This window comes from Streptomyces sp. NPDC021019, assembly GCF_044333295.1.
In the GTDB taxonomy this organism is placed as follows: Bacteria; Actinomycetota; Actinomycetes; order Streptomycetales; family Streptomycetaceae; genus Streptomyces.
On record NZ_JBIRQR010000002.1, the window covers coordinates 1 to 17974 of the forward strand.

Annotated in this window: 19 protein-coding genes; 7 read left to right on the forward strand and 12 right to left on the reverse strand. The window is 69.8% G+C overall.

Features of this window, described 5'->3' with window-relative positions:
• Positions 1-519 precede the first annotated feature (519 nt).
• Positions 520-1173, reverse strand: a complete 654-nt coding sequence (locus ACH4RG_RS10885) for a DNA-3-methyladenine glycosylase (RefSeq protein ID WP_397916117.1) — start codon at positions 1171-1173, stop codon at positions 520-522.
• An 87-nt stretch (positions 1174-1260) separates the two neighbouring features.
• Here ACH4RG_RS10885 and ACH4RG_RS10890 point away from each other — a divergent pair, with 87 nt between their 5' ends.
• From ACH4RG_RS10890 to ACH4RG_RS10900, 3 genes are all read left to right on the forward strand, one after another.
• The gene (locus ACH4RG_RS10890) at positions 1261-2043 is read left to right on the forward strand and encodes a sporulation protein (protein WP_397916119.1); all 783 of its coding nucleotides are present in this window, start codon (positions 1261-1263) and stop codon (positions 2041-2043) included.
• A 65-nt stretch (positions 2044-2108) separates the two neighbouring features.
• Positions 2109-2645, forward strand: a complete 537-nt coding sequence (locus ACH4RG_RS10895; protein WP_398539410.1) for a YbhB/YbcL family Raf kinase inhibitor-like protein — start codon at positions 2109-2111, stop codon at positions 2643-2645.
• Between the two features lie 138 nt (positions 2646-2783).
• Positions 2784-3293, forward strand: coding sequence for an HNH endonuclease (locus ACH4RG_RS10900; protein WP_397916123.1), 510 nt, complete (start codon positions 2784-2786; stop codon positions 3291-3293).
• Between the two features lie 108 nt (positions 3294-3401).
• Here ACH4RG_RS10900 and ACH4RG_RS10905 read toward each other — a convergent pair whose 3' ends face one another.
• From ACH4RG_RS10905 to ACH4RG_RS10920, 4 genes are all read right to left on the reverse strand, one after another.
• Complete coding sequence (locus ACH4RG_RS10905) at positions 3402-4169, reverse strand: sulfite exporter TauE/SafE family protein (protein ID WP_397916125.1); 768 nt, start codon at positions 4167-4169, stop codon at positions 3402-3404.
• Positions 4170-4253: 84 nt separating this feature from the next.
• Positions 4254-5258, reverse strand: coding sequence for an SPFH domain-containing protein (locus tag ACH4RG_RS10910; protein WP_398539411.1), 1005 nt, complete (start codon positions 5256-5258; stop codon positions 4254-4256).
• A gap of 165 nt (positions 5259-5423) precedes the next feature.
• Positions 5424-5852, reverse strand: a complete 429-nt coding sequence (locus tag ACH4RG_RS10915; RefSeq protein WP_397930249.1) for an NfeD family protein — start codon at positions 5850-5852, stop codon at positions 5424-5426.
• A 133-nt stretch (positions 5853-5985) separates the two neighbouring features.
• A complete protein-coding gene (locus ACH4RG_RS10920; RefSeq protein WP_003970003.1) occupies positions 5986-6783 on the reverse strand; it encodes an ABC transporter ATP-binding protein in 798 nt (265 codons plus the stop codon).
• A gap of 133 nt (positions 6784-6916) precedes the next feature.
• Here ACH4RG_RS10920 and ACH4RG_RS10925 point away from each other — a divergent pair, with 133 nt between their 5' ends.
• Positions 6917-7702, forward strand: a complete 786-nt coding sequence (locus ACH4RG_RS10925) for a hypothetical protein (protein WP_398539412.1) — start codon at positions 6917-6919, stop codon at positions 7700-7702.
• Between the two features lie 331 nt (positions 7703-8033).
• Here ACH4RG_RS10925 and ACH4RG_RS10930 read toward each other — a convergent pair whose 3' ends face one another.
• From ACH4RG_RS10930 to ACH4RG_RS10940, 3 genes are all read right to left on the reverse strand, one after another.
• Positions 8034-8285: a chaplin gene (locus ACH4RG_RS10930; RefSeq protein WP_397916132.1), complete on the reverse strand. Its 252-nt coding sequence runs from the start codon at positions 8283-8285 to the stop codon at positions 8034-8036.
• 144 nt (positions 8286-8429) lie between these two features.
• Positions 8430-9074 carry a response regulator gene (locus tag ACH4RG_RS10935; protein ID WP_398539413.1) on the reverse strand — a complete coding sequence of 215 codons (645 nt, stop codon included), beginning with the start codon at positions 9072-9074 and terminating at the stop codon, positions 8430-8432.
• A complete protein-coding gene (locus ACH4RG_RS10940; RefSeq protein WP_398539414.1) occupies positions 9067-10212 on the reverse strand; it encodes a GAF domain-containing sensor histidine kinase in 1146 nt (381 codons plus the stop codon). The genes ACH4RG_RS10935 and ACH4RG_RS10940 overlap by 8 nt, the downstream gene beginning before the upstream one ends.
• Positions 10213-10824: 612 nt before the next feature.
• Between ACH4RG_RS10940 and ACH4RG_RS10945 the strand changes: the two genes are divergently transcribed.
• Together ACH4RG_RS10945 and ACH4RG_RS10950 are read left to right on the forward strand one after the other, a co-directional pair.
• Complete coding sequence (locus ACH4RG_RS10945; RefSeq protein ID WP_398163603.1) at positions 10825-10995, forward strand: S-adenosylmethionine:tRNA ribosyltransferase-isomerase; 171 nt, start codon at positions 10825-10827, stop codon at positions 10993-10995.
• A 480-nt stretch (positions 10996-11475) separates the two neighbouring features.
• Complete coding sequence (locus ACH4RG_RS10950; protein ID WP_397916136.1) at positions 11476-12273, forward strand: transglycosylase SLT domain-containing protein; 798 nt, start codon at positions 11476-11478, stop codon at positions 12271-12273.
• Between the two features lie 96 nt (positions 12274-12369).
• Here ACH4RG_RS10950 and ACH4RG_RS10955 read toward each other — a convergent pair whose 3' ends face one another.
• On the reverse strand, positions 12370-15003 hold the full coding sequence (locus ACH4RG_RS10955) for an FHA domain-containing protein (protein ID WP_397916137.1): 2634 nt from the start codon (positions 15001-15003) through the stop codon (positions 12370-12372).
• A 410-nt stretch (positions 15004-15413) separates the two neighbouring features.
• On the opposite strand from ACH4RG_RS10955, the gene serB reads away from it, so the two are divergent.
• A complete protein-coding gene (gene serB, locus ACH4RG_RS10960) occupies positions 15414-16700 on the forward strand; it encodes a phosphoserine phosphatase SerB (protein ID WP_397916138.1) in 1287 nt (428 codons plus the stop codon).
• A 171-nt stretch (positions 16701-16871) separates the two neighbouring features.
• Here serB and ACH4RG_RS10965 read toward each other — a convergent pair whose 3' ends face one another.
• The 3 genes from ACH4RG_RS10965 to ACH4RG_RS10975 all read right to left on the reverse strand — a co-directional run bounded on the left by ACH4RG_RS10965 (position 16872) and on the right by ACH4RG_RS10975 (position 17964).
• Positions 16872-17390, reverse strand: coding sequence for a histidine phosphatase family protein (locus ACH4RG_RS10965; RefSeq protein WP_215103511.1), 519 nt, complete (start codon positions 17388-17390; stop codon positions 16872-16874).
• Between the two features lie 92 nt (positions 17391-17482).
• Complete coding sequence (locus tag ACH4RG_RS10970; RefSeq protein ID WP_398539415.1) at positions 17483-17692, reverse strand: hypothetical protein; 210 nt, start codon at positions 17690-17692, stop codon at positions 17483-17485.
• Positions 17693-17847: 155 nt separating this feature from the next.
• Positions 17848-17964 (reverse strand): SGM_5486 family transporter-associated protein, encoded by a 117-nt coding sequence (locus ACH4RG_RS10975; protein ID WP_007446146.1) that lies wholly within the window; start codon positions 17962-17964, stop codon positions 17848-17850.
• Positions 17965-17974 lie beyond the last annotated feature (10 nt).

Consider the following 17974-nt stretch of genomic DNA (forward strand, 5'->3'; position numbering starts at 1 on the left):
CGTTGACTTTTGGCACGCTGTTGAGTTCTCAAGGAACGGACGCTTCCTTCGGTCCCGTTTCACCGGGGCCCTCCGGGCGCTTCCCTTCGTTTACTTCTTTTTCCTGCTGTCCTGCTGTCTTGCGTTTCCGACTCTATCAGACTCTTTCGTGTCCGATTCCCGGTCGAAGCGGGTCCCGCATCTCGCTTTCCAGGTTCTTCACTTTCGCGTTTTCCCTTTCCGGCGAGTCCGACTTTACCAGACTCTTTTTCGTTCCGTTTCCGGTCCGAATTCGATTTCGGGTGGCCTACGGAGCGGCCTTGCCTTTCGGCGTGTGCACTACGTTAGCCGATCATCTTGGCAACTCATAATCGAGTCGATAGGGCAAATTACGGGCATGCCGAATTCGCACCCGCCAAGGGTGAGTCGTAGGTAGTGGTTTGGCCGCTTCGAGTGGCTCGGCCCGGTCCGATGGACTGCGCAGAGAGCTGTACCCGTGTCAAGCGGCTCGGACTACATTAGACGTCTGCCGAGGGTGCGTCAAGTCGTCTTGGTGCTCGGCCGACGGCGCGGTACGTGGGCGCGGTACGGGCTCACCGTGGGGTCTCCCTCGATCCAGAAGCGCCACGGCTGGTGGGCGCCGTCGCCGCCCACCCCTGTGCGGGGGCCGCTGCGTACGAGGGCGCGCGGCGGCGGGGTGCCGTGCAGTACGGACAGGGCCGGGGCAGGGCCGCCGAAGAGGTCGCTGCCGTCCAGGGTGCGGTCGACATCGAGGGCGGTGGCGAGCCGGGCCGGGCCTTTGGCCAGTTCCTTGTCGTTACGGGCCGAGACGCGTCGGTCGCGGGCCAGAGCGGCGCCGACGTTGATCTCGCCCGCCCGGAGCAGAACCCCGCTCGCCCGGCCTTCCGGGCCGCAGACCAGGTTGAGGCAGTGCCACATCCCGTAGGTGAAGTAGACGTATGCGTGACCGGGCGGACCGAACATCACGCTGTTGCGCGCGGTACGGCCCCGGAAGGCGTGCGATCCGGGGTCGACCTCGCCCGCGTACGCCTCCACCTCGGTCAGGCGCAGCTCGATCGTGCCCGCCGCGCTGCGGCGGACGAGCGTGCGGCCCAGGAGGTCGGGAGCCACTTCCAGTACGGAGCGGTCGAAGAACTGTCGTGTGAGGGGAGCGCGGTCCGGGGTCTTGGTCATGGCGACCGAGGGTACTGGGATCGCGCTGGCGGGAACCGGCTACCGTCGTGGCGCGTATGTAGGGGTCAGAACCTAGAAGGAGTGACTATGGGCTTCAAGCGGCTGCTCGCGAGCATGGGTGCCGGCGGTGCCTCGGTGGAGACCGAGCTCACCGAGGCGAACGTCGTCCCCGGTGGGGTCGTCCAGGGCGAGGTGCGGATCCAGGGCGGTTCGGTCGCCCAGCAGATCGAGGGGCTCTCCGTCGGCCTCCAGGCGCGGGTCGAGGTCGAGGGCGGGGACCAGGAGACCAAGCAGGACATCGAGTTCACCAAGGTGAGCCTCGGGGGTGCCTTCGAGGTGCAGGCGGGCGCGGTGCACGTGGTGCCGTTCGGCCTGGAGATCCCGTGGGAGACGCCGATCACCATGTTCGGCGGCCAGCAGTTGCGCGGGATGAACATCGGGGTGACCACCGAGCTGGAGATCGCCCGCGCGCTGGACTCCGGTGACCTGGACCCGATCAACGTGCACCCGCTGCCGGCGCAGGAGGCCATCCTGGACGCCTTCCGGCAGCTGGGCTTCGGCTTCCGCAGCGCGGACATGGAGCGCGGTCACATCCGCGGTACGCGTCAGCGGCTGCCGTTCTACCAGGAGATCGAGTTCGTGCCGCCGGCGCAGTACCGCGGTCTGAACCAGGTGGAGCTGACGTTCATCGCCGACGACCGCGAGATGGACGTCGTCCTGGAGATGGACAAGAAGCCGGGGCTGTTCAGCGAGGGCAGCGACTCCTACCGCGCGTTCAAGGTGGGGCTGCAGGACTACCAGCAGACCGACTGGGCCGCTTACCTCAACCAGTGGCTCGCCCAGGTCGGCGGACAGCGCAACTGGAGCTAGAGGAGGGCACCGCCCCCTAGAGTCGGGTGGGAAGGCAGACGAACCGATCAGGAGAGGTGCGAGACGTGACCGAGCCGAAGAGGGCCCCGCTGCCGCACGACTTCCATCCGGAGGTTCCGGCGTTCACCGTGGTGAGCGACGACCTGGCGCCGCGGGCCGTGCTGGGCGATGCCCAGGTGCTTGCGGGCGGGAACACTTCGCCGCAGTTGCGGTGGGAGGGTTTCCCCGATGGGACCAAGAGCTTCGCCGTGACGTGCTTCGACCCGGATGCCCCGACGGGCAGCGGGTTCTGGCACTGGGTGCTCTTCGACGTCCCGGCCTCGGTGACGGAGCTTCCGGCCGGTGCGGGCAGCGGAAAGTTCGAGGGGCTGCCCGAAGGGGCCGTCCAGGCCCGTAACGACTACGGCTCCAAGGACTTCGGGGGTGCCGCGCCGCCGCCCGGGGAGAACCACCGCTATGTGTTCACCGTGTACGCGGTGGACACCGAGAAGCTCGGCATCGACAGCGACGCGTCTCCCGCGGTGACCGGATTCAATCTTCGGTTCCACACCCTGGGGCGTGCTCAGCTGATCGGTGAGTACGAGGCTCCCTCCGGCGATTAGTTCGTCTGCTGTTTGCCCTGCTCTGGTCTTGGAGAGATCAGAGCAGGGCATTTTTTATTGCGTTGTCCATCGCGGCCTGCCCAGCCAGAGTTGATCCGGGCCTGCCAGGGGGCGGGCGGCACACGGGAGGTGGGCAGGATGCGTGACACGCTGGTTCTCAACGCGAGCTTCGAGCCGCTGTCGACAGTGACGCTCAACCGTGCGGTGGTCCTGATCCTGACGGACAAGGCCGTCGTCGAGCAGTCGCATCCCGAGCTCCGTATGCGTGGTGCCGCCGTGGACATTCCGGCGCCCCGGGTGATCCGGCTCTGCCGGTACGTACGGGTGCCGTTCCGAAGACAGGCACCGTGGTCCAGAAGGGGTGTGCTGATACGGGACCAGCACCGGTGCGCGTACTGCGGGCGGCGGGCGTCCACCGTCGACCATGTGGTGCCGCGTGCCCAGGGCGGGCAGGACACCTGGCTGAACACGGTGGCCTCCTGTGCCGAGGACAACCACCGCAAGGCCGCCCGGACGCCGGACCAGGCGGGGATGCCGCTGCTGAAGCAGCCGTTCGTCCCCTCCCCCGCCGAGGCGATGCTGCTGGCGATGGGAGCCGGCGGCCGTTCGGCGCTGCCGGAGTGGCTGGACCGGGCAGCTGCGGCGTAGGGCGCCGGAGTGATCGTCCGACGCGGCCGCGGGGAGCCGTGACGTAGTCGGTGTACGTCGGGTGGTGTATCCGTGGGCCCGTCCCTGTGAGGGGCGGGCCCACGTACGTCAGCGGAGCAGCAGTTGGACGATGGCCATCGTGCCGACGACGACGATGAGGGCGCGCAGGACGGTGGGGCTCAGGCGGCGGCCGACCTTGGCGCCTATCTGGCCGCCGATGGCCGAGCCGACCGCGATGAGGAGTACGGCCGTCCAGTCGAAGTGGGCGACGAAGAGGAAGAACAGCGCGGCGATGGTGTTGACCACGGCCGCCAGGACGTTCTTGACGGCGTTGAGGCGCTGCATGGTGTCGTCGAGCAGCATGCCCATCAACGACAGGTAGATGATCCCCTGGGCGGCGGTGAAGTATCCGCCGTAGACGCTGGCGAGCATCAGGCCGGTGAACAGGAGAGGACCGCCGTCGGTGCGGGGCGCGGCGCCGGTGTGTTCGCGACGGCGCTGGACGGCTTTGCTGATGCGTGGTTGCAGGATCACCAGGACGAGCGCCAGGGCGACCAGGACGGGGACGATCGTCTCGAAGGCGGTGGAGGGCAGGGCGAGGAGCAGGGTCGCCCCGCAGAGGCCGCCGACCGCCGCGCCGACGCTCAGCTTGAGGATGCGTCGGCGCTGCCCGGCGAGTTCCTTGCGGTAGCCGATGGCCCCGCTGATGGAGCCGGGGATGAGACCCAGCGCGTTGGACACGGTCGCGGTGACCGGCGGGAGGCCGGTGGCGAGCAGGACGGGGAAGGTGATCAGCGTGCCCGAGCCGACGATCGTGTTGATCGTGCCCGCTCCGACGCCGGCCGTGAAGACGGCGAGTATTTCCCAGATGGACAAGGCCATCTCCTTCGGTGGTCAGTGACGCCTCCCCGCCATGAAGGTCGAGGGGCCTCACTGATCATGCACGAAAGGGCTATCGGATCAGGAGACCGGGGGTTCCTCGCGTCGTTCCACCGCCGGGGCGGGGATGGAGCCGTGGCCGTTCCCGCCGTTCCCGCCGTTCCCGCCGTTCCCGCCGTTGCTGTTGCCGCCGGTGTTGAAGCCGGGCATGCCGCCGCCGAGGTTCCCGAAGGCTCCGCTGAGTCCCTTGAGGGCGTCGCCGATCTCGCTGGGCACGATCCAGAGCTTGTTGGCGTCGCCCTCGGCGATCTTCGGGAGCATCTGGAGGTACTGGTACGAGAGGAGCTTCTGGTCCGGGTCTCCGGCGTGGATGGCCTCGAAGACCGTGCGGACGGCCTGGGCTTCACCTTCGGCACGCAGGGCTGCCGCCTTGGCCTCGCCTTCGGCCCGCAGGATCGCGGACTGCTTCTCGCCCTCGGCGGTGAGGATCTGGGACTGCCTGATGCCCTCGGCGGTGAGGATCGCGGCACGCTTGTCGCGGTCGGCGCGCATCTGCTTCTCCATCGAGTCCTGGATGGAGGTCGGCGGTTCGATGGCCTTGAGCTCGACGCGGTTGACGCGGATGCCCCACTTGCCGGTCGCTTCGTCGAGGACTCCGCGCAGGGCGGCGTTGATCTCCTCACGGGAGGTGAGGGTCCGCTCCAGATCCATGCCGCCGATGATGTTGCGGAGGGTGGTGACGGTGAGCTGCTCGATCGCCTGGATGTAGCTGGCGACTTCGTAGGTCGCGGCGCGGGCGTCGGTGACCTGGTAGTAGATGACGGTGTCGATGTTGACGACCAGGTTGTCCTGGGTGATCACCGGCTGCGGTGGGAAGGGCACCACCTGTTCACGGAGGTCGATCCGGTTGCGGATCGAGTCGATGAACGGGACGACGATGTTCAAGCCCGCGTTCAGGGTGCGGGTGTAGCGGCCGAACCGCTCCACGATGGCGGCGCTGGCCTGTGGGATGACCTGAATCGTCTTGATCAGGGCGATGAAGACGAGCACCACCAGAATGATCAGAACGATGATGATCGAGTTCATGGTGTCTCTCGTGCCCTTCGGTTGGCCGGTGGATCGCGGTGATCGGGGTCGGTGCTCATGTGGGGCCGGTGATCCGTGCGTTGCGGGCCGGTCCGGGTTCGCATGGTGATCGACATGATCGACTTCGAGTCTGGCAGACCTGGGCCCGCCACGTGCACGCTTCGGTCACATGACGACGGCCGTCGCTCCGTCGATGTCCACGACATCGACCTGGCTGCCGGGGTCGAAGACCTGGTCGGCGTCGAGCGTGCGGGCCGACCAGACCTCACCGGCGAGCTTGATGCGTCCCCCGGAGGCCGATACCCGTTCCAGCACGACCGCCTGACGCCCCCTCAGGGCGTCGATGCCACTGGCGTGCCCGGCCTGACCGGCCCGGTGTCTGGCGGCGATCGGGCGCACGACGGCGATCAGCGCGACCGAGACCAGGACGAAAACCAGAACCTGGGCGACGATTCCGCCGCCGAGGGCGGCGACGGCCGATGCGGCCACCGCCCCGACGGCGAACATCCCGAATTCGGGCATCGCGGTCAGGACGAGGGGGATGCCCAACCCCACCGCGCCGATCAGCCACCACACCCATGCGTCGATGTCCACATGGTCATCGTAGGACTGTCGGTGCGTCACCGACAGGGCGCACGGGTGGCCAACTGCGGTGCACGGCCTGCCGATCGTGGCACGAGGGCCTGCCGGCGCCCGGAAGCAGGGCCCTTACGCGGCGGAGTCGGGGTCAGGAGAGCGGGAGGCCGTGGGCGGTGTAGCGGTCGCCGGTGTGCTCGACGATGAGCGGCAGGCCGAAGCAGAGCGAGAGGTTGCGGGAGCTGAGCTCCGTCTCCATGGGGCCGGCCGCGAGGATCTTGCCCTGGCGGATCATCAGGACGTGGGTGAACCCGGGCGCGATCTCCTCGACGTGGTGGGTGACCATGATCATGGAGGGGGCGAACGGGTCGCGGGCGAGGCGGCCGAGGCGGCGTACGAGATCCTCGCGCCCGCCGAGGTCGAGCCCGGCGGCGGGCTCGTCCAGGAGCAGCAGTTCGGGGTCGGTCATCATGGCGCGGGCGATCAGGGTGCGCTTGCGCTCTCCTTCGGAGAGCGTGCCGAACCTGCGGTCCAGGTACTCGGTCATGCCGAGGCGGTCGAGGAAGGCGCGGGCGCGCTCCTCGTCGACGGCCTCGTAGTTCTCGTGCCAGGTGGCGGTCATGCCGTACGCCGCGGTGAGGACCGTCTGCAGCACCGTCTGGCGCTTGGGCAGCTTGTCGGCCATCGCCACGCCCGCCATGCCGATCCGGGGGCGGAGCTCGAAGACGTCGGTGCCGACGCCGCCGAGCTGTTCGCCGAGGATCGTGGCCGTTCCCGTGCTCGGGAAGAGGTAGCTGGAGGCGAGGTTGAGGAGGGTGGTCTTGCCGGCGCCGTTGGGGCCCAGGATGACCCAGCGCTCGCCCTCCTTGACCGACCAGGAGACATCGTCCACCAGAGCGCGTCCGTCGCGGACCACGGATACGTCCACCAGCTCCAGTACATCGCTCATGGCGCGTTGTCTCCCCATGCAGTCTCGTCGATCGTCGCGTGCCGGTGGGCACGGCTCCCAAGGGAAAACCTACGCCACCGCGCGAGTGCTTCAGGCGTGAGGGCCGTTCCCAGGCGTTGCCTAGGCTGTCGGCATGCTTGTCGAACCACGTTCAGGGTTGTTGGCCGCTTGGGGAAACGCGCTTCTGGCGGGACTCGTCTCGCCGGACGAGGCGGCCCTCGCGATTGTCGGGGAGGACGCGGTGCACCGCGTCGATGGACTGCCGGGTGAGGCGGGGCCGGTGGGGCTCACGCTGGCGCTCGGTCGGCTGAGGGGGTTGGGGGCGACCGGGTTCCGGGTGGCGCTGCCGGTGCCGGGGCATCCGCTGGGGCTGAGCGGTCCGCCCGATTTCAACGCGCGGGCGCTGGAGGCGGAGGAGGCGGTGGTCGCGTACGGGGTGGCGTACGGGCTGGTGCCGGAGGTCGCCGAGGCGGGGCCGGCCGGGGATCTGCACGTCGAGGTGGTGTGGCGGGTGCTGCCGGTACGGGAGGCGCCGCCCGCGGACGTGCCGTCGCTGGGCGAGGCGGAGCGGGAGCTGGCGGAGGCGTTGCGGGACGCGACGGCGGTGTTGTCGCGGCTGGACGTGGCCGGTTCGGGGCCGGTGGCGGAGGCCGCGGTGGACGCGTATCGGGCGCGGGCGGAGCTGGGGCGCGAGGTACTGGCGCCCGGGTATCCGCCGCGGGCGGTGCGGGTGCTGGAGATGGCGCAGCGGGTGGGGCTGCTGGTCTCGGTGGCGTACGAGAACGGGCACGGCGGTGCGGTGAGCGCGTCGGAGATCGCGGCGCGGGGGGAGGCGTTGCGGCCGGTGGAGCGGGTGGCTCGGCGGGCTCAGGTGGCGGCGTACAACGCGTATGTGGAGGGCGGGGAGGTTCGGCGGTAGGCCCGCGGCCTTCTGTCCTCAAGCGCCGGACGGGCTGGGGTGACCCCGGAGTGCGGGGGCCCTGGCCCCGGGGCCCCGGCTCGGGGTTCCGTCCTCAAACGCCGGACGGGCTGGATGCGTGGGTGCGCCGAGTCAGCTGGGAGGGGGCGGCCCCGCCGCGGCGGGGCCCCACGGCCCTGCGGAGTCGTAGGGCTCGGGCCCCCCTTGGCGAGGGGTCCGTCCTCAAGCGCCGGACGGGCTGGAGAGGGACGGGCGGAGTCCGCGGGGCGAAAGCCGGACGAGGCCTTGGGGATGTAGGCGCGTCCGGCTTTCGGGAGGGGCTTGGGGTGGGTCAGTGGTTGAGGCCGAAGTTACCGAAGGCCGGGTTGAGCAGGCCCACCACGTTGACCGTGTTGCCGACCGCGTTCACCGGGACGGCGACGGGGACCTGCGCGAGGTTGCCGCCGACGACGCCCGGGGAGTGGGCGGCCACGCCATGGGCGTCGGCGCCGCTGTGACCGGTGGCGGAGGCGGCTCCGGCGCCGACGGCGACGAGCCCGCCCGCGATCATGGTGATGGCGGCGGCCTTCTTCAGGTTCTTCACTTCAGGATGCTCCTAGAGAGGCTGCGACAAGCCGTCGCAGCACACCCGGGAGAACGCCGTGCGGCCTGGAACGATGCGCCGTACGGGTGACATACACCCGACAGTATGAATCTCGGTCCGGACGGGAACCCGGCGGCGCCGACGTCAGCCCGCCGCTCCGTTGCGCACCGCCCACAGCGCCGCCTGGGTACGGTCGGCCACGTCGAGCTTCATCAGGATGTTCGACACGTGCGTCTTGACCGTCTTCTCCGAGAGGACGAACGCGCGGGCGATCTCGCGGTTCGAACGCCCGTCCGCGATGAGGCCGAGAACTTCGCGCTCCCGCTCCGTGAGCGTGCTCCCCCGGCCCGTTCCGGCGCCCGCGTCGTCCTGGGCGAGCAGCGCTCCCGCGACCTCCGGCTGGAGCAGGACGTGGCCGGCGTGGACCGAGCGGATCGCCCCGGCCAGGGCGTCCGGGTCGACGTCCTTGTAGACGTAACCGGAGGCTCCGGCGCGCAGGGCGGGGACCACCGTGCGCTGCTCGGTGAAGCTGGTGACGATGAGCACCTTTGCGGGGTTGTCGAGCTGCCGGAGGCGGCGCAGGGCCTCGATGCCGTCCGTGCCGGGCATCTTGATGTCCATCAGCACGATGTCGGGGCGGAGCTCCTCGGTCCGGGTCACGCCCTCCGCGCCGTCGGACGCCTCGCCGACGACTTCTATGTCCTCCTGGATCTCCAGGAACGTACGCAGTCCGCGGCGGACCACCTGATGGTCGTCGACCAGCAGCACCCTGATGGTCTTGTCAGCCACCGGGCACCTCCATCTCGATCGTGGTGCCCTTGCCGGGCTCCGAGGCAACGGTGAGTCGGCCGCCGACGCTGTTCGCCCGGTGGCGCATGGAGACGAGGCCGAGGTGACGGCCCGCCCGCCGCACGGCGGTGGGGTCGAAGCCCGCCCCGTCGTCGGTGACCCGGAGGACGGTGTCGGTGCCACGCCGGACCAGGGTGACGCTCACACGCTCCGCACCGGAGTGGCGCAGGGCGTTGTGGAGGGCCTCCTGCGCGACCCGGAGCAGTGCTTCCTCCTGGGCGGCGGGCAGCGCGCGCACTCCGCGGCTCTCGAAGGCGACCTCGGCGGCGTGCGCCCGGTCCAGGACCTGGATCTGGGTGCGGAGGGTGGCGGTGAGCCCGTCCTCGTCGAGGGCGGCGGGGCGCAGTTCCACGACGGCTGCCCGCAGCTCGTCGACCGCCTCGGCGGCGAGGGCGGCGACCTGCTGGAGCTCGACCTTGGCGCGGACCGGGTCGCGGTCGACGAGGGCGGTGGCGGCCTGAGCGGTGAGGCGGAGCGAGAACAGCTTCTGGCTGACCGCGTCGTGCAGTTCGTGGGCCAGCCGGGAGCGTTCCTCGGCGATGGTCAGTTCACGGCTGCGCTCGTAGAGGCGGGCGTTGGTGAGAGCGATGGCCGCGTGCTGGGCGAACATCTGGAGCAGTTCCTCGTCCTCGGCGGTGAAGCCGCAGCCGCCCTCGGGCTTGGGGCACAGCTTGTTGGCGAGGAACAGCGCTCCGATGATCTCGTCGCCGTCCGTGATGGGCAGGCCGAGGAAGTCGGACATGTCGGGGTGGGCGTCGGGCCAGCCCTCGAAGCGGGGGTCCTTGCGGACGTCGGCTAGGCGCTCGGGCTTCGCCTGGTGGAGCATCGCGGCGAGGATGCCGTGCTGGCGGGGCAGCGGGCCGATGGCCTTCCACTGTTCGTCGCTGACGCCGTCGACCACGAACTGGGCGAAGCCGCCGTGGTCGTCCGGGACGCCGAGGGCCGCGTACTGGGCGTCGAGCAGTTCACGGGCGGAGGCGACGATCGTCTTGAGGACGTCGCCCACTTCGAGGTGCCGGCTCATGGCGAGGAGCGCGGCACTCACCGCGGCGAGGCCCGACGGTGGGCGATGACTCATGGGATCACCGTACCGGCGGGGGCCGCGCGGTCGTATCGGGCCGGGGTCGGTGATGAGGGTGCGGGTGGCCTAGGTCCGGGGGGGTGGGCCTCTCCGCCGGAGGGCGTAGGACCGCTCGGGACCCACGCCGAAGTACGGGGGGCGGCCGCGGCTCCCGGCGAGGCGCGGTGCTGCCGGGGCTTCCTACGGTGGATTCGCCGGGGCCTCCCGGCGAAAGCCCAATGCCCGGTTGGCGGCGGTCCCGGGCGAGGAGGAGCCAGGGCCGCCGCGGGTGGGGGCGGTCGACCCGGGTGACTGGCGACGGACCTGTACGCCGCGGCGGTCCTCCAGGAGGCGGACGAGGTGCGGCAGCCGACACCGGAGAGCGTGGCGCCCGCGTTCCTGCGGCCGGTGCGGGAGCGGCCGGCCGGCGGGCGGTTCGCCGCGCCGGGCCAGCGCGCCGTTCACGGCCTCGCTGGTGGCGGGGCCTGCGCGCCGGGCTGTTCGCTCCGCTGTCCCCGCATACGGGGGGGGTGGCTTCGGCGGACGGGCACGAGCCGCCGCACCCCCAGCGGTTCGCGGTGCCGGCTGCGACGGCGTGGCTGGTGGACGCGGTGCGGGCGGCGCGCGGTGATGACCGTGCGGCGGGCGGGCGGGCGGGTGATCACGGTGGGGACGACGGCCGCGCGGGGGCTGGAGTCGGCGGCGGGGGCGGACGGAGGGGTGCGGTCGGCGGCGGGGTGGACGGATCTGGTGGTGACGCCCCGGCGGGGCGTGCGGGTGGTGGACGGGCGGGCTGGCTGACTGACTGACTGACTGACTGACCGGACTGCACCAGCCGGAGGCCTCGCATCTGTGATGCCGGAGGCGGTGGCGGGGCGCGAGGCTCTGCGCCTCGGGTACGAGGCGGCGCTCCAGGAGCGCTGCCTCTGGCACGAGTTCGGGGACGCCCGCCTCATCCTGCCGGACGAGGAACATGACGCTCCGAATTACTCAAGCAACGATCCGTGAGACCGCTAGGTCGCCGATGTGAGCCCAGGCATAGGGCCCAGGTCACTTACGAACGCACCTAGTGGGCGCATAAGGGCGATTTGAGCAGGCACGCGTGGGGGTCAATTCGGACGAACAGGACCCTCTTCCACTACCTACCTTCGTACGTCACACCTTTGCCACACGATTTTGCTGCCGCTAAGAATTGCTCTCGTCCCCGACGGAGGTACGCATCACCACCTCCGGTCTCGTCCTCCGTGAGGACACCCTGAGCATTCGAAGAGGTAGCCCTACATGTCTGCGACTCGCATACCCAGCCGTGTCCGTCGTCTGAACAAGGTCCAGAAGATCTCCGTGGCCGGTGTGTCGGCCCTTGGCGTCGCCGCCCTGACCTTCTCGCTCGTCCCGTCGAACGCCGAGGCCGAGATCGCTCCGCAGGCAGCGGCTGCCGCCGCGCCCGTGGCCTTCACCAACGCCGCGGGCTCCGCCCAGGCCAAGACCGTGCAGAACAGCATGCTCGAGCAGCACTCCACCGCCGAGCAGCTGGTGAAGGCCGCCGACGCCGCCAAGGCGAAGGCCGCCGCCGAGACCAAGGCCGCCGCCGCGAAGGCGAAGGCCGCGTCCGAGGCGAAGGCCAAGGCCGCCGCGGACGCCAAGGCGAAGGCGAAGGCCGCCGCCGACGCGAAGGACAAGGCCGCCAAGGCCAAGGCGGACGCGGAGAAGCGCGGCACCGAGGCCGCGAACCGCTCCACCCCGCGCAAGCCCGTCTACGCCAACAACCTGGACGGCTGGATCCGCGAGGCCATGTCGATCATGAAGAAGGAAGGCATCCCCGGCTCCTACGAGGGGATCCACCGCAACATCATCCGGGAGTCCAGCGGTAACCGCTGGGCCATCAACAACTGGGACATCAACGCCCGGAACGGCATCCCGTCCAAGGGCCTGCTCCAGGTGATCCAGCCCACCTTCGACCGCTACCACGTGGCGGGCACCAAGAAGGACCTGTACGACCCGGTCGCCAACATCGTCGCCGCCTGCAACTACGCGGCCGACCGCTACGGCTCCATGGACAACGTCGACAGCGCGTACTGAGCCCGGCCACACAGCTGATCGCAGCCGTACACACGCCGGAGGCCGGCACCCCCTCGGGGGTGCCGGCCTCCGGCGTCGTTCCGTTCCGGCGGGACTCTACTTGCGCATGACCTCGGGCTCGTGGCGTCGCAGCAGGCGCGCGACCGCGATGCCGCAGATCACGCCGAGCGCGAGCAGCACGGTGATGTTGATGCCCCACTGGCTCGCGGTGTGCTCCCACAGCGGGTCGAGGTCGGTGGGGTTCTTCGGGTCCCACGGCGGCATCAGGTGCGCGAGGTCCAGCGTGGCGCCGGCCGCGGCCATCGCCCAGCGGGACGGCATCAGCCAGGCGAACTGCTCCAGGCCGGGCGACCCGTACACCTGGAAGAGCACTCCGGTGAAGACGACCTGGATGATCGCGAACATGACCAGCAGCGGCATGGTCTTCTCGGAGGTCTTCACCAGCGAGGAGATGACCAGGCCGAACATCATCGAGGTGAAACCCAGCGCGATGATCGAGAGGCAGATCTCCACGGCGGGCGGCATGATCAGGCCCTCCGCCGGCAAGTCGCGGGTGGCGAAGCCGATGCCGCAGATGATCACGCCCTGGAAGGCGGTGATCACACCGAGGACGATCACCTTGGACATCAGGTAGGCGGAACGCGACAGGCCCGTGGCCCGCTCCCGTTCGTAGATGACCCGTTCCTTGATCAGCTCTCGAACGGAGTTGGCGGCGCCGGAGAAGCACATGCCGACCGCGAGGATCAGCATGATCGTTCCGGCCTTGCCGTTGAACCGGGACGGCGGGTCGGGCTCGGCGAGACCGAACTCCGCCGGGATGACCACGCTGACCACGCCCAGCACGGCGGGCAGGATCAGCATCAGGCCCATGAAGCCCTTGTCGGACGCGATGACGGAGGAGTATCTCCGGATCAGCGTCCACAGCTGCGCCATCCAGCCCTGCGGCTTCGGCGGGCGCATCTGCTGCGGGGGCGGCATGTTGACCGGCTGGGCCGCGACCGCGTCGATGTCGGCGGCGTACATCTGATAGTGCTGCGAACCGCGCCAGCGGCCCGCCCAGTCGTAGTCCCGGTAGTTCTCGAAGGCGGAGAAGACATCGGCCCAGCTGGTGTAGCCGAAGAAGTTCAGCGCTTCCTCCGGCGGACCGAAGTAGGCGACGGAACCGCCGGGGGCCATGACGAGGAGCTTGTCGCAGATCGCCAGCTCGGCGACCGAGTGCGTGACCACGAGTACCGTGCGGCCGTCGTCGGCGAGGCCGCGCAGCAACTGCATGACATCGCGGTCCATGCCCGGGTCGAGGCCGGAGGTCGGCTCGTCCAGGAAGATCAGCGAGGGCTTGGTGAGCAGCTCCAGGGCGACCGAGACGCGCTTGCGCTGGCCGCCGGAGAGCGACGTGATCTTCTTGTCCTTGTGGATGTCGAGCTTGAGCTCGGCGAGGACCTCGGTGATCCGGGACTGGCGCTCGGCCTCGGTGGTGTCCGCGGGGAAGCGGAGCTTGGCCGCGTACTTGAGGGCCTTGGTGACGGTCAGTTCCTTGTGCAGGATGTCGTCCTGCGGGACCAGACCGATGCGCTGGCGCAGCTCGGCGAACTGCTTGTACAGGTTTCGGTTGTCGTAGAGGACATCGCCCTGGTTGGCGGGCCGGTAGCCGGTGAGCGCCTTGAGCAGGGTGGACTTTCCGGAACCGGACGGGCCGATGACCGCGATCAGCGACTTCTCGGGGACGCCGAAGGAGACGTCCTTGAGGATCTGCTTCCCGCCGTCGACCGTCACCGTGAGGTGCCGGGCGGAGAAGGAGACCTCACCGGTGTCGACGAACTCTTCCAGCCGGTCCCCGACCAGCCGGAACGTCGAGTGGCCGACGCCGACGATGTCGTTCGCGCCGATGAGCGCGGAGCCGGACTTGTGGAGCGGCTGGCCGTTGACGTACGTGCCGTTGTGCGAACCGAGGTCGCGGATCTCGAAGCGGCCGTCGGGCGTCGCGTGGAACTCGGCGTGGTGGCGGGAGACCTGGAGGTCGGAGACGACCAGCTCGTTCTCCAGCGCACGACCGATGCGCATGACCCGGCCGAGGGCCAGCTGGTGGAACGTGGTCGGGCTGCGGTCGCCGTAGACCGGCGGCGCCCCCGCGGCACCGCCCTGTCCCGGTCCGGCCGGATGCCCGGGGCTCTGCTGGTGGGGCACCTTCTGGTGCGAAGGCTGCTGCGGCGGGACCTGCTGCTGCGGTGCCTGCGGCTGCTGCTGCCAGGCCTGCTGCGGAGCAGGGGCCTGGTGCTGGGCAGGGGCCTGGTGCTGGGCAGGAGCTTGATGCGCGGGCGCCTGCTGTCCTTGCCAGCCCGCGCCGCCCCCCTGGGGCTGGTGGTGGGGCTGCTGCACGGGTGCCTGCTGAGCACCGGCCGCGTGCCCGCCGCCGACACCGGCGCCCGCGGCGGCGCTGAGGCTCACCCGGGGCCCGTCTGTGGCATTGCCCAGATGCAGCACCGAGCCGGGGCCGATTTCCACCTGTTGGATCCGCTGACCCTGCACGTAGGTGCCGTTGGTGCTGCCGTGGTCCTCGATGAACCAACTACGGCCGCTCCAGCTGATCGTGGCATGCCGCCACGACACCCTGGCATCGTCGATCGCCAGGTCGCCCTGAGGATCACGCCCCAGGGTGTACGACCTGGACGGATCGAGCGTCCAGGTGTTGCCATTCAATTCCAGTACGAGTTCCGGCACTCCGCGCCCCACTAGTTGTCCCCCGTGTTACCCCCGTCGCAGGGAGTCTAGGGATGCTGAACATCGTGGGGAACTATTCCAGGACCTGTCCCCTATCCGAAAGTCGGGCGGGTGAAGAGCGCGCGGAGACCTGTGCGAACACCCCGATACCGAGGGGCGAAACGACCACGGAACGGATGAAGTACGGATGAAGGTCCGGTTACCGCCCAGAGAAGGTTCATCGACCGCATAACGGCGAAAACGAGGCGGATGATGTGTCCGAGCGCAAGACCCGTACCGGCCAGATCCGCAACGCCCCACGTCCCCCGCTCGACGCCGCGGGAACCGCCGCTCGGCGCAGCGGACAGCGCCGGGGGGAATTCCGTCCGGCACTCGGGACGGGCGGCCGGAGGAGCCGGTGGGACCGATACGGTGGGAGCACCATGAGCGCATCTCAGCCACCTCAGCCCTTCTCGTCCTCCGAGCCCCTTGGGCCCCGCCGGGTCGACGGCCCCGGAGGCGGGATCCCTCCGGGCGGCGACGCACCCACGCTCCTCGTCAAGATCTTCGGCAAGGACCGTCCCGGTATCACCGCCGGGCTCTTCGACACCCTCGCCGCGTACGCGGTCGACGTCGTGGACATCGAACAGGTCGTCACCCGGGGCCGCATCGTGCTGTGTGCTCTGGTCACCTCGCCCACCGCGGGCGGGACCACCGAGGGCGATCTGCGGGCGACCGTGCACAGCTGGGCCGACTCCCTGACGCTGCAGGCCGAGATCATCTCCGGTATCGGCGACAACCGCCCCCGCGGGGACGGCCGTTCCCATGTGACGGTGCTGGGGCACCCCCTGACCGCGGAGTCGACCGCCGCCATAGCGGCCACCATCACCTCGACCGGCGGGAACATCGACCGTATCTTCCGACTGGCGAAGTATCCGGTCACCGCCGTCGAGTTCGCGGTCTCGGGGACCGGGACCGCGGAGCTGCGGACCGCGCTGGCGACCGAGGCCGCGGAGATCGGCGTGGACGTCGCGGTGGTCTCGGCCGGGCTGAGCCGCCGGGCTCAGCGGCTGGTGGTCATGGACGTCGACTCCACGCTGATCCAGGACGAGGTGATCGAGCTCTTCGCGGCGCACGCGGGCTGCGAGGAGCAGGTCGCCCGGGTGACCGAGCAGGCGATGCGCGGCGAGCTGGACTTCGAGCAGTCCCTGCACGCCCGGGTCGCGCTGCTGGCCGGTCTGGACGCGTCGGTGGTGGACAAGGTCCGCACCGAGGTACGCCTCACCCCTGGCGCCCGCACCCTGATCCGTACGCTGAAGCGGCTCGGCTACCAGGTCGGCGTCGTCTCCGGCGGCTTCACCCAGGTCACGGACGACCTGAAGGAACGGCTCGGCCTCGACTTCGCCTCGGCCAACACCTTGGAGGTGGTGGACGGCAAGTTCACCGGACGGGTCGTCGGCGATGTGGTGGACCGGGCGGGCAAGGCCCGGCTGCTGCGGAGCTTCGCCGAGCAGGCGGGGGTGCCGCTGGCCCAGACGGTGGCGATCGGGGACGGGGCGAACGATCTCGACATGCTGAACACCGCCGGGCTCGGCGTCGCGTTCAACGCCAAGCCGATGGTCCGCGAGGCGGCGCACACCGCGGTGAACGTGCCGTTCCTGGACACCGTGCTCTATCTGCTCGGCATCACCCGTGAAGAGGTCGAGGCGGCGGACGGTCTCGTCGACTGACGGCCCCGGGCCTGCCGCCGCCCCGGCCGCCGGTTCAGGAGTCGTACGCGGTCGCCTCGGTCGTACGCGGCAGGGCCCCGGCACGGGATCTTGAGTCCTGGGTGCCGGGGCCCTGCGCGTTCCTGGGTCGAGCGGTACCGGGCGGCCGGTCGTCCGGCGCCGGTACGGCGCTCAGTCGTTCGGCGTCCAGTACTCGGTGAGCTTGCCGGCCCCGTGCTCCACGCTCTTCCAGGTGCCGGGGAACTCGACCACGGCGTAGGCGGCGGTGGGGAAGCCGTCCCGGGTCATCCGGGCCAGGGTGTCGCCCTCGGCCGATCCCGAGAGGGCGTCGGCGGCCCCGTGCATCCCGGGATTGTGGCCGATGACCAGGAGGTTGCGCACCTCGTCCGGGGTCTCGTTGAACAGGGCGATCAGTTCACCGAGGGAGGCCTCGTACAGCCTCTCCTCGTAGACGGTCCGGGGCCGCTGGGAGAATTCATGGACCGCCAGCTTCCAGGTTTCCCGCGTCCTGGCGGCACTGGAGCAGAGGGCCAGATCGAAATCGATGCCGGAATCGGCGAGCCTGCGGCCGGCCACGGGCGCGTCCTTGCGGCCGCGCTCGGCCAGCGGACGCTCATGATCGGAAGCCTGTGACCATTCCGCCTTGGCATGCCGGAGAAGGACGATCCTGCGAGGTGTCTCGACGCTCATACACCTCAGCTTCGCATGAAACGCGGCCTCTGGCGCAGGGGGTTGACGTGCTCGTCCGGGGAGTTGGCGTGCTGGTCCGGGGCTGGTTCGCCTCAACGGGACAGCAGCTGGAGGGTCCGCTCGATCAGCTGTCCGAGCGCGGGATCGCCGGCGGTGGCGGCCTGGGCCTGTCCGGGGCTGAGGATCATCAGCAACAGGGCGGCGAACGCGATGGCGGGCAGGGCCACGGCCCACCAGGGCAGCCGGATCTCGACGCCGTCCGCGGCCGGTCGGTGGGACCTGGTGTGCGTCGGTGTCGGCATGTCCGCCTCCGTCAAGTCATCGGGTCGTCACCGAAGAATCTACGGACCGGAGGCGGTCGGCCCCATCCGGTGGCCCACCCACTTCACCCTGACCCTGCCCCCCTAGGGGGAGGTGGTGCTAGCCCCACCCCTCGGGGTTTCAGGGTTCTCGGGCGTCAGGGCGAGGCGATCGTGGCGATCACACCGATGACGACGGTGATGAGGAGCATCGCCCCGAACACGAGGAGAAGCTTCTTCTGGCCGTTCTGGGGATTCGGATCGAGCACTGGCATGAGGTCAGTG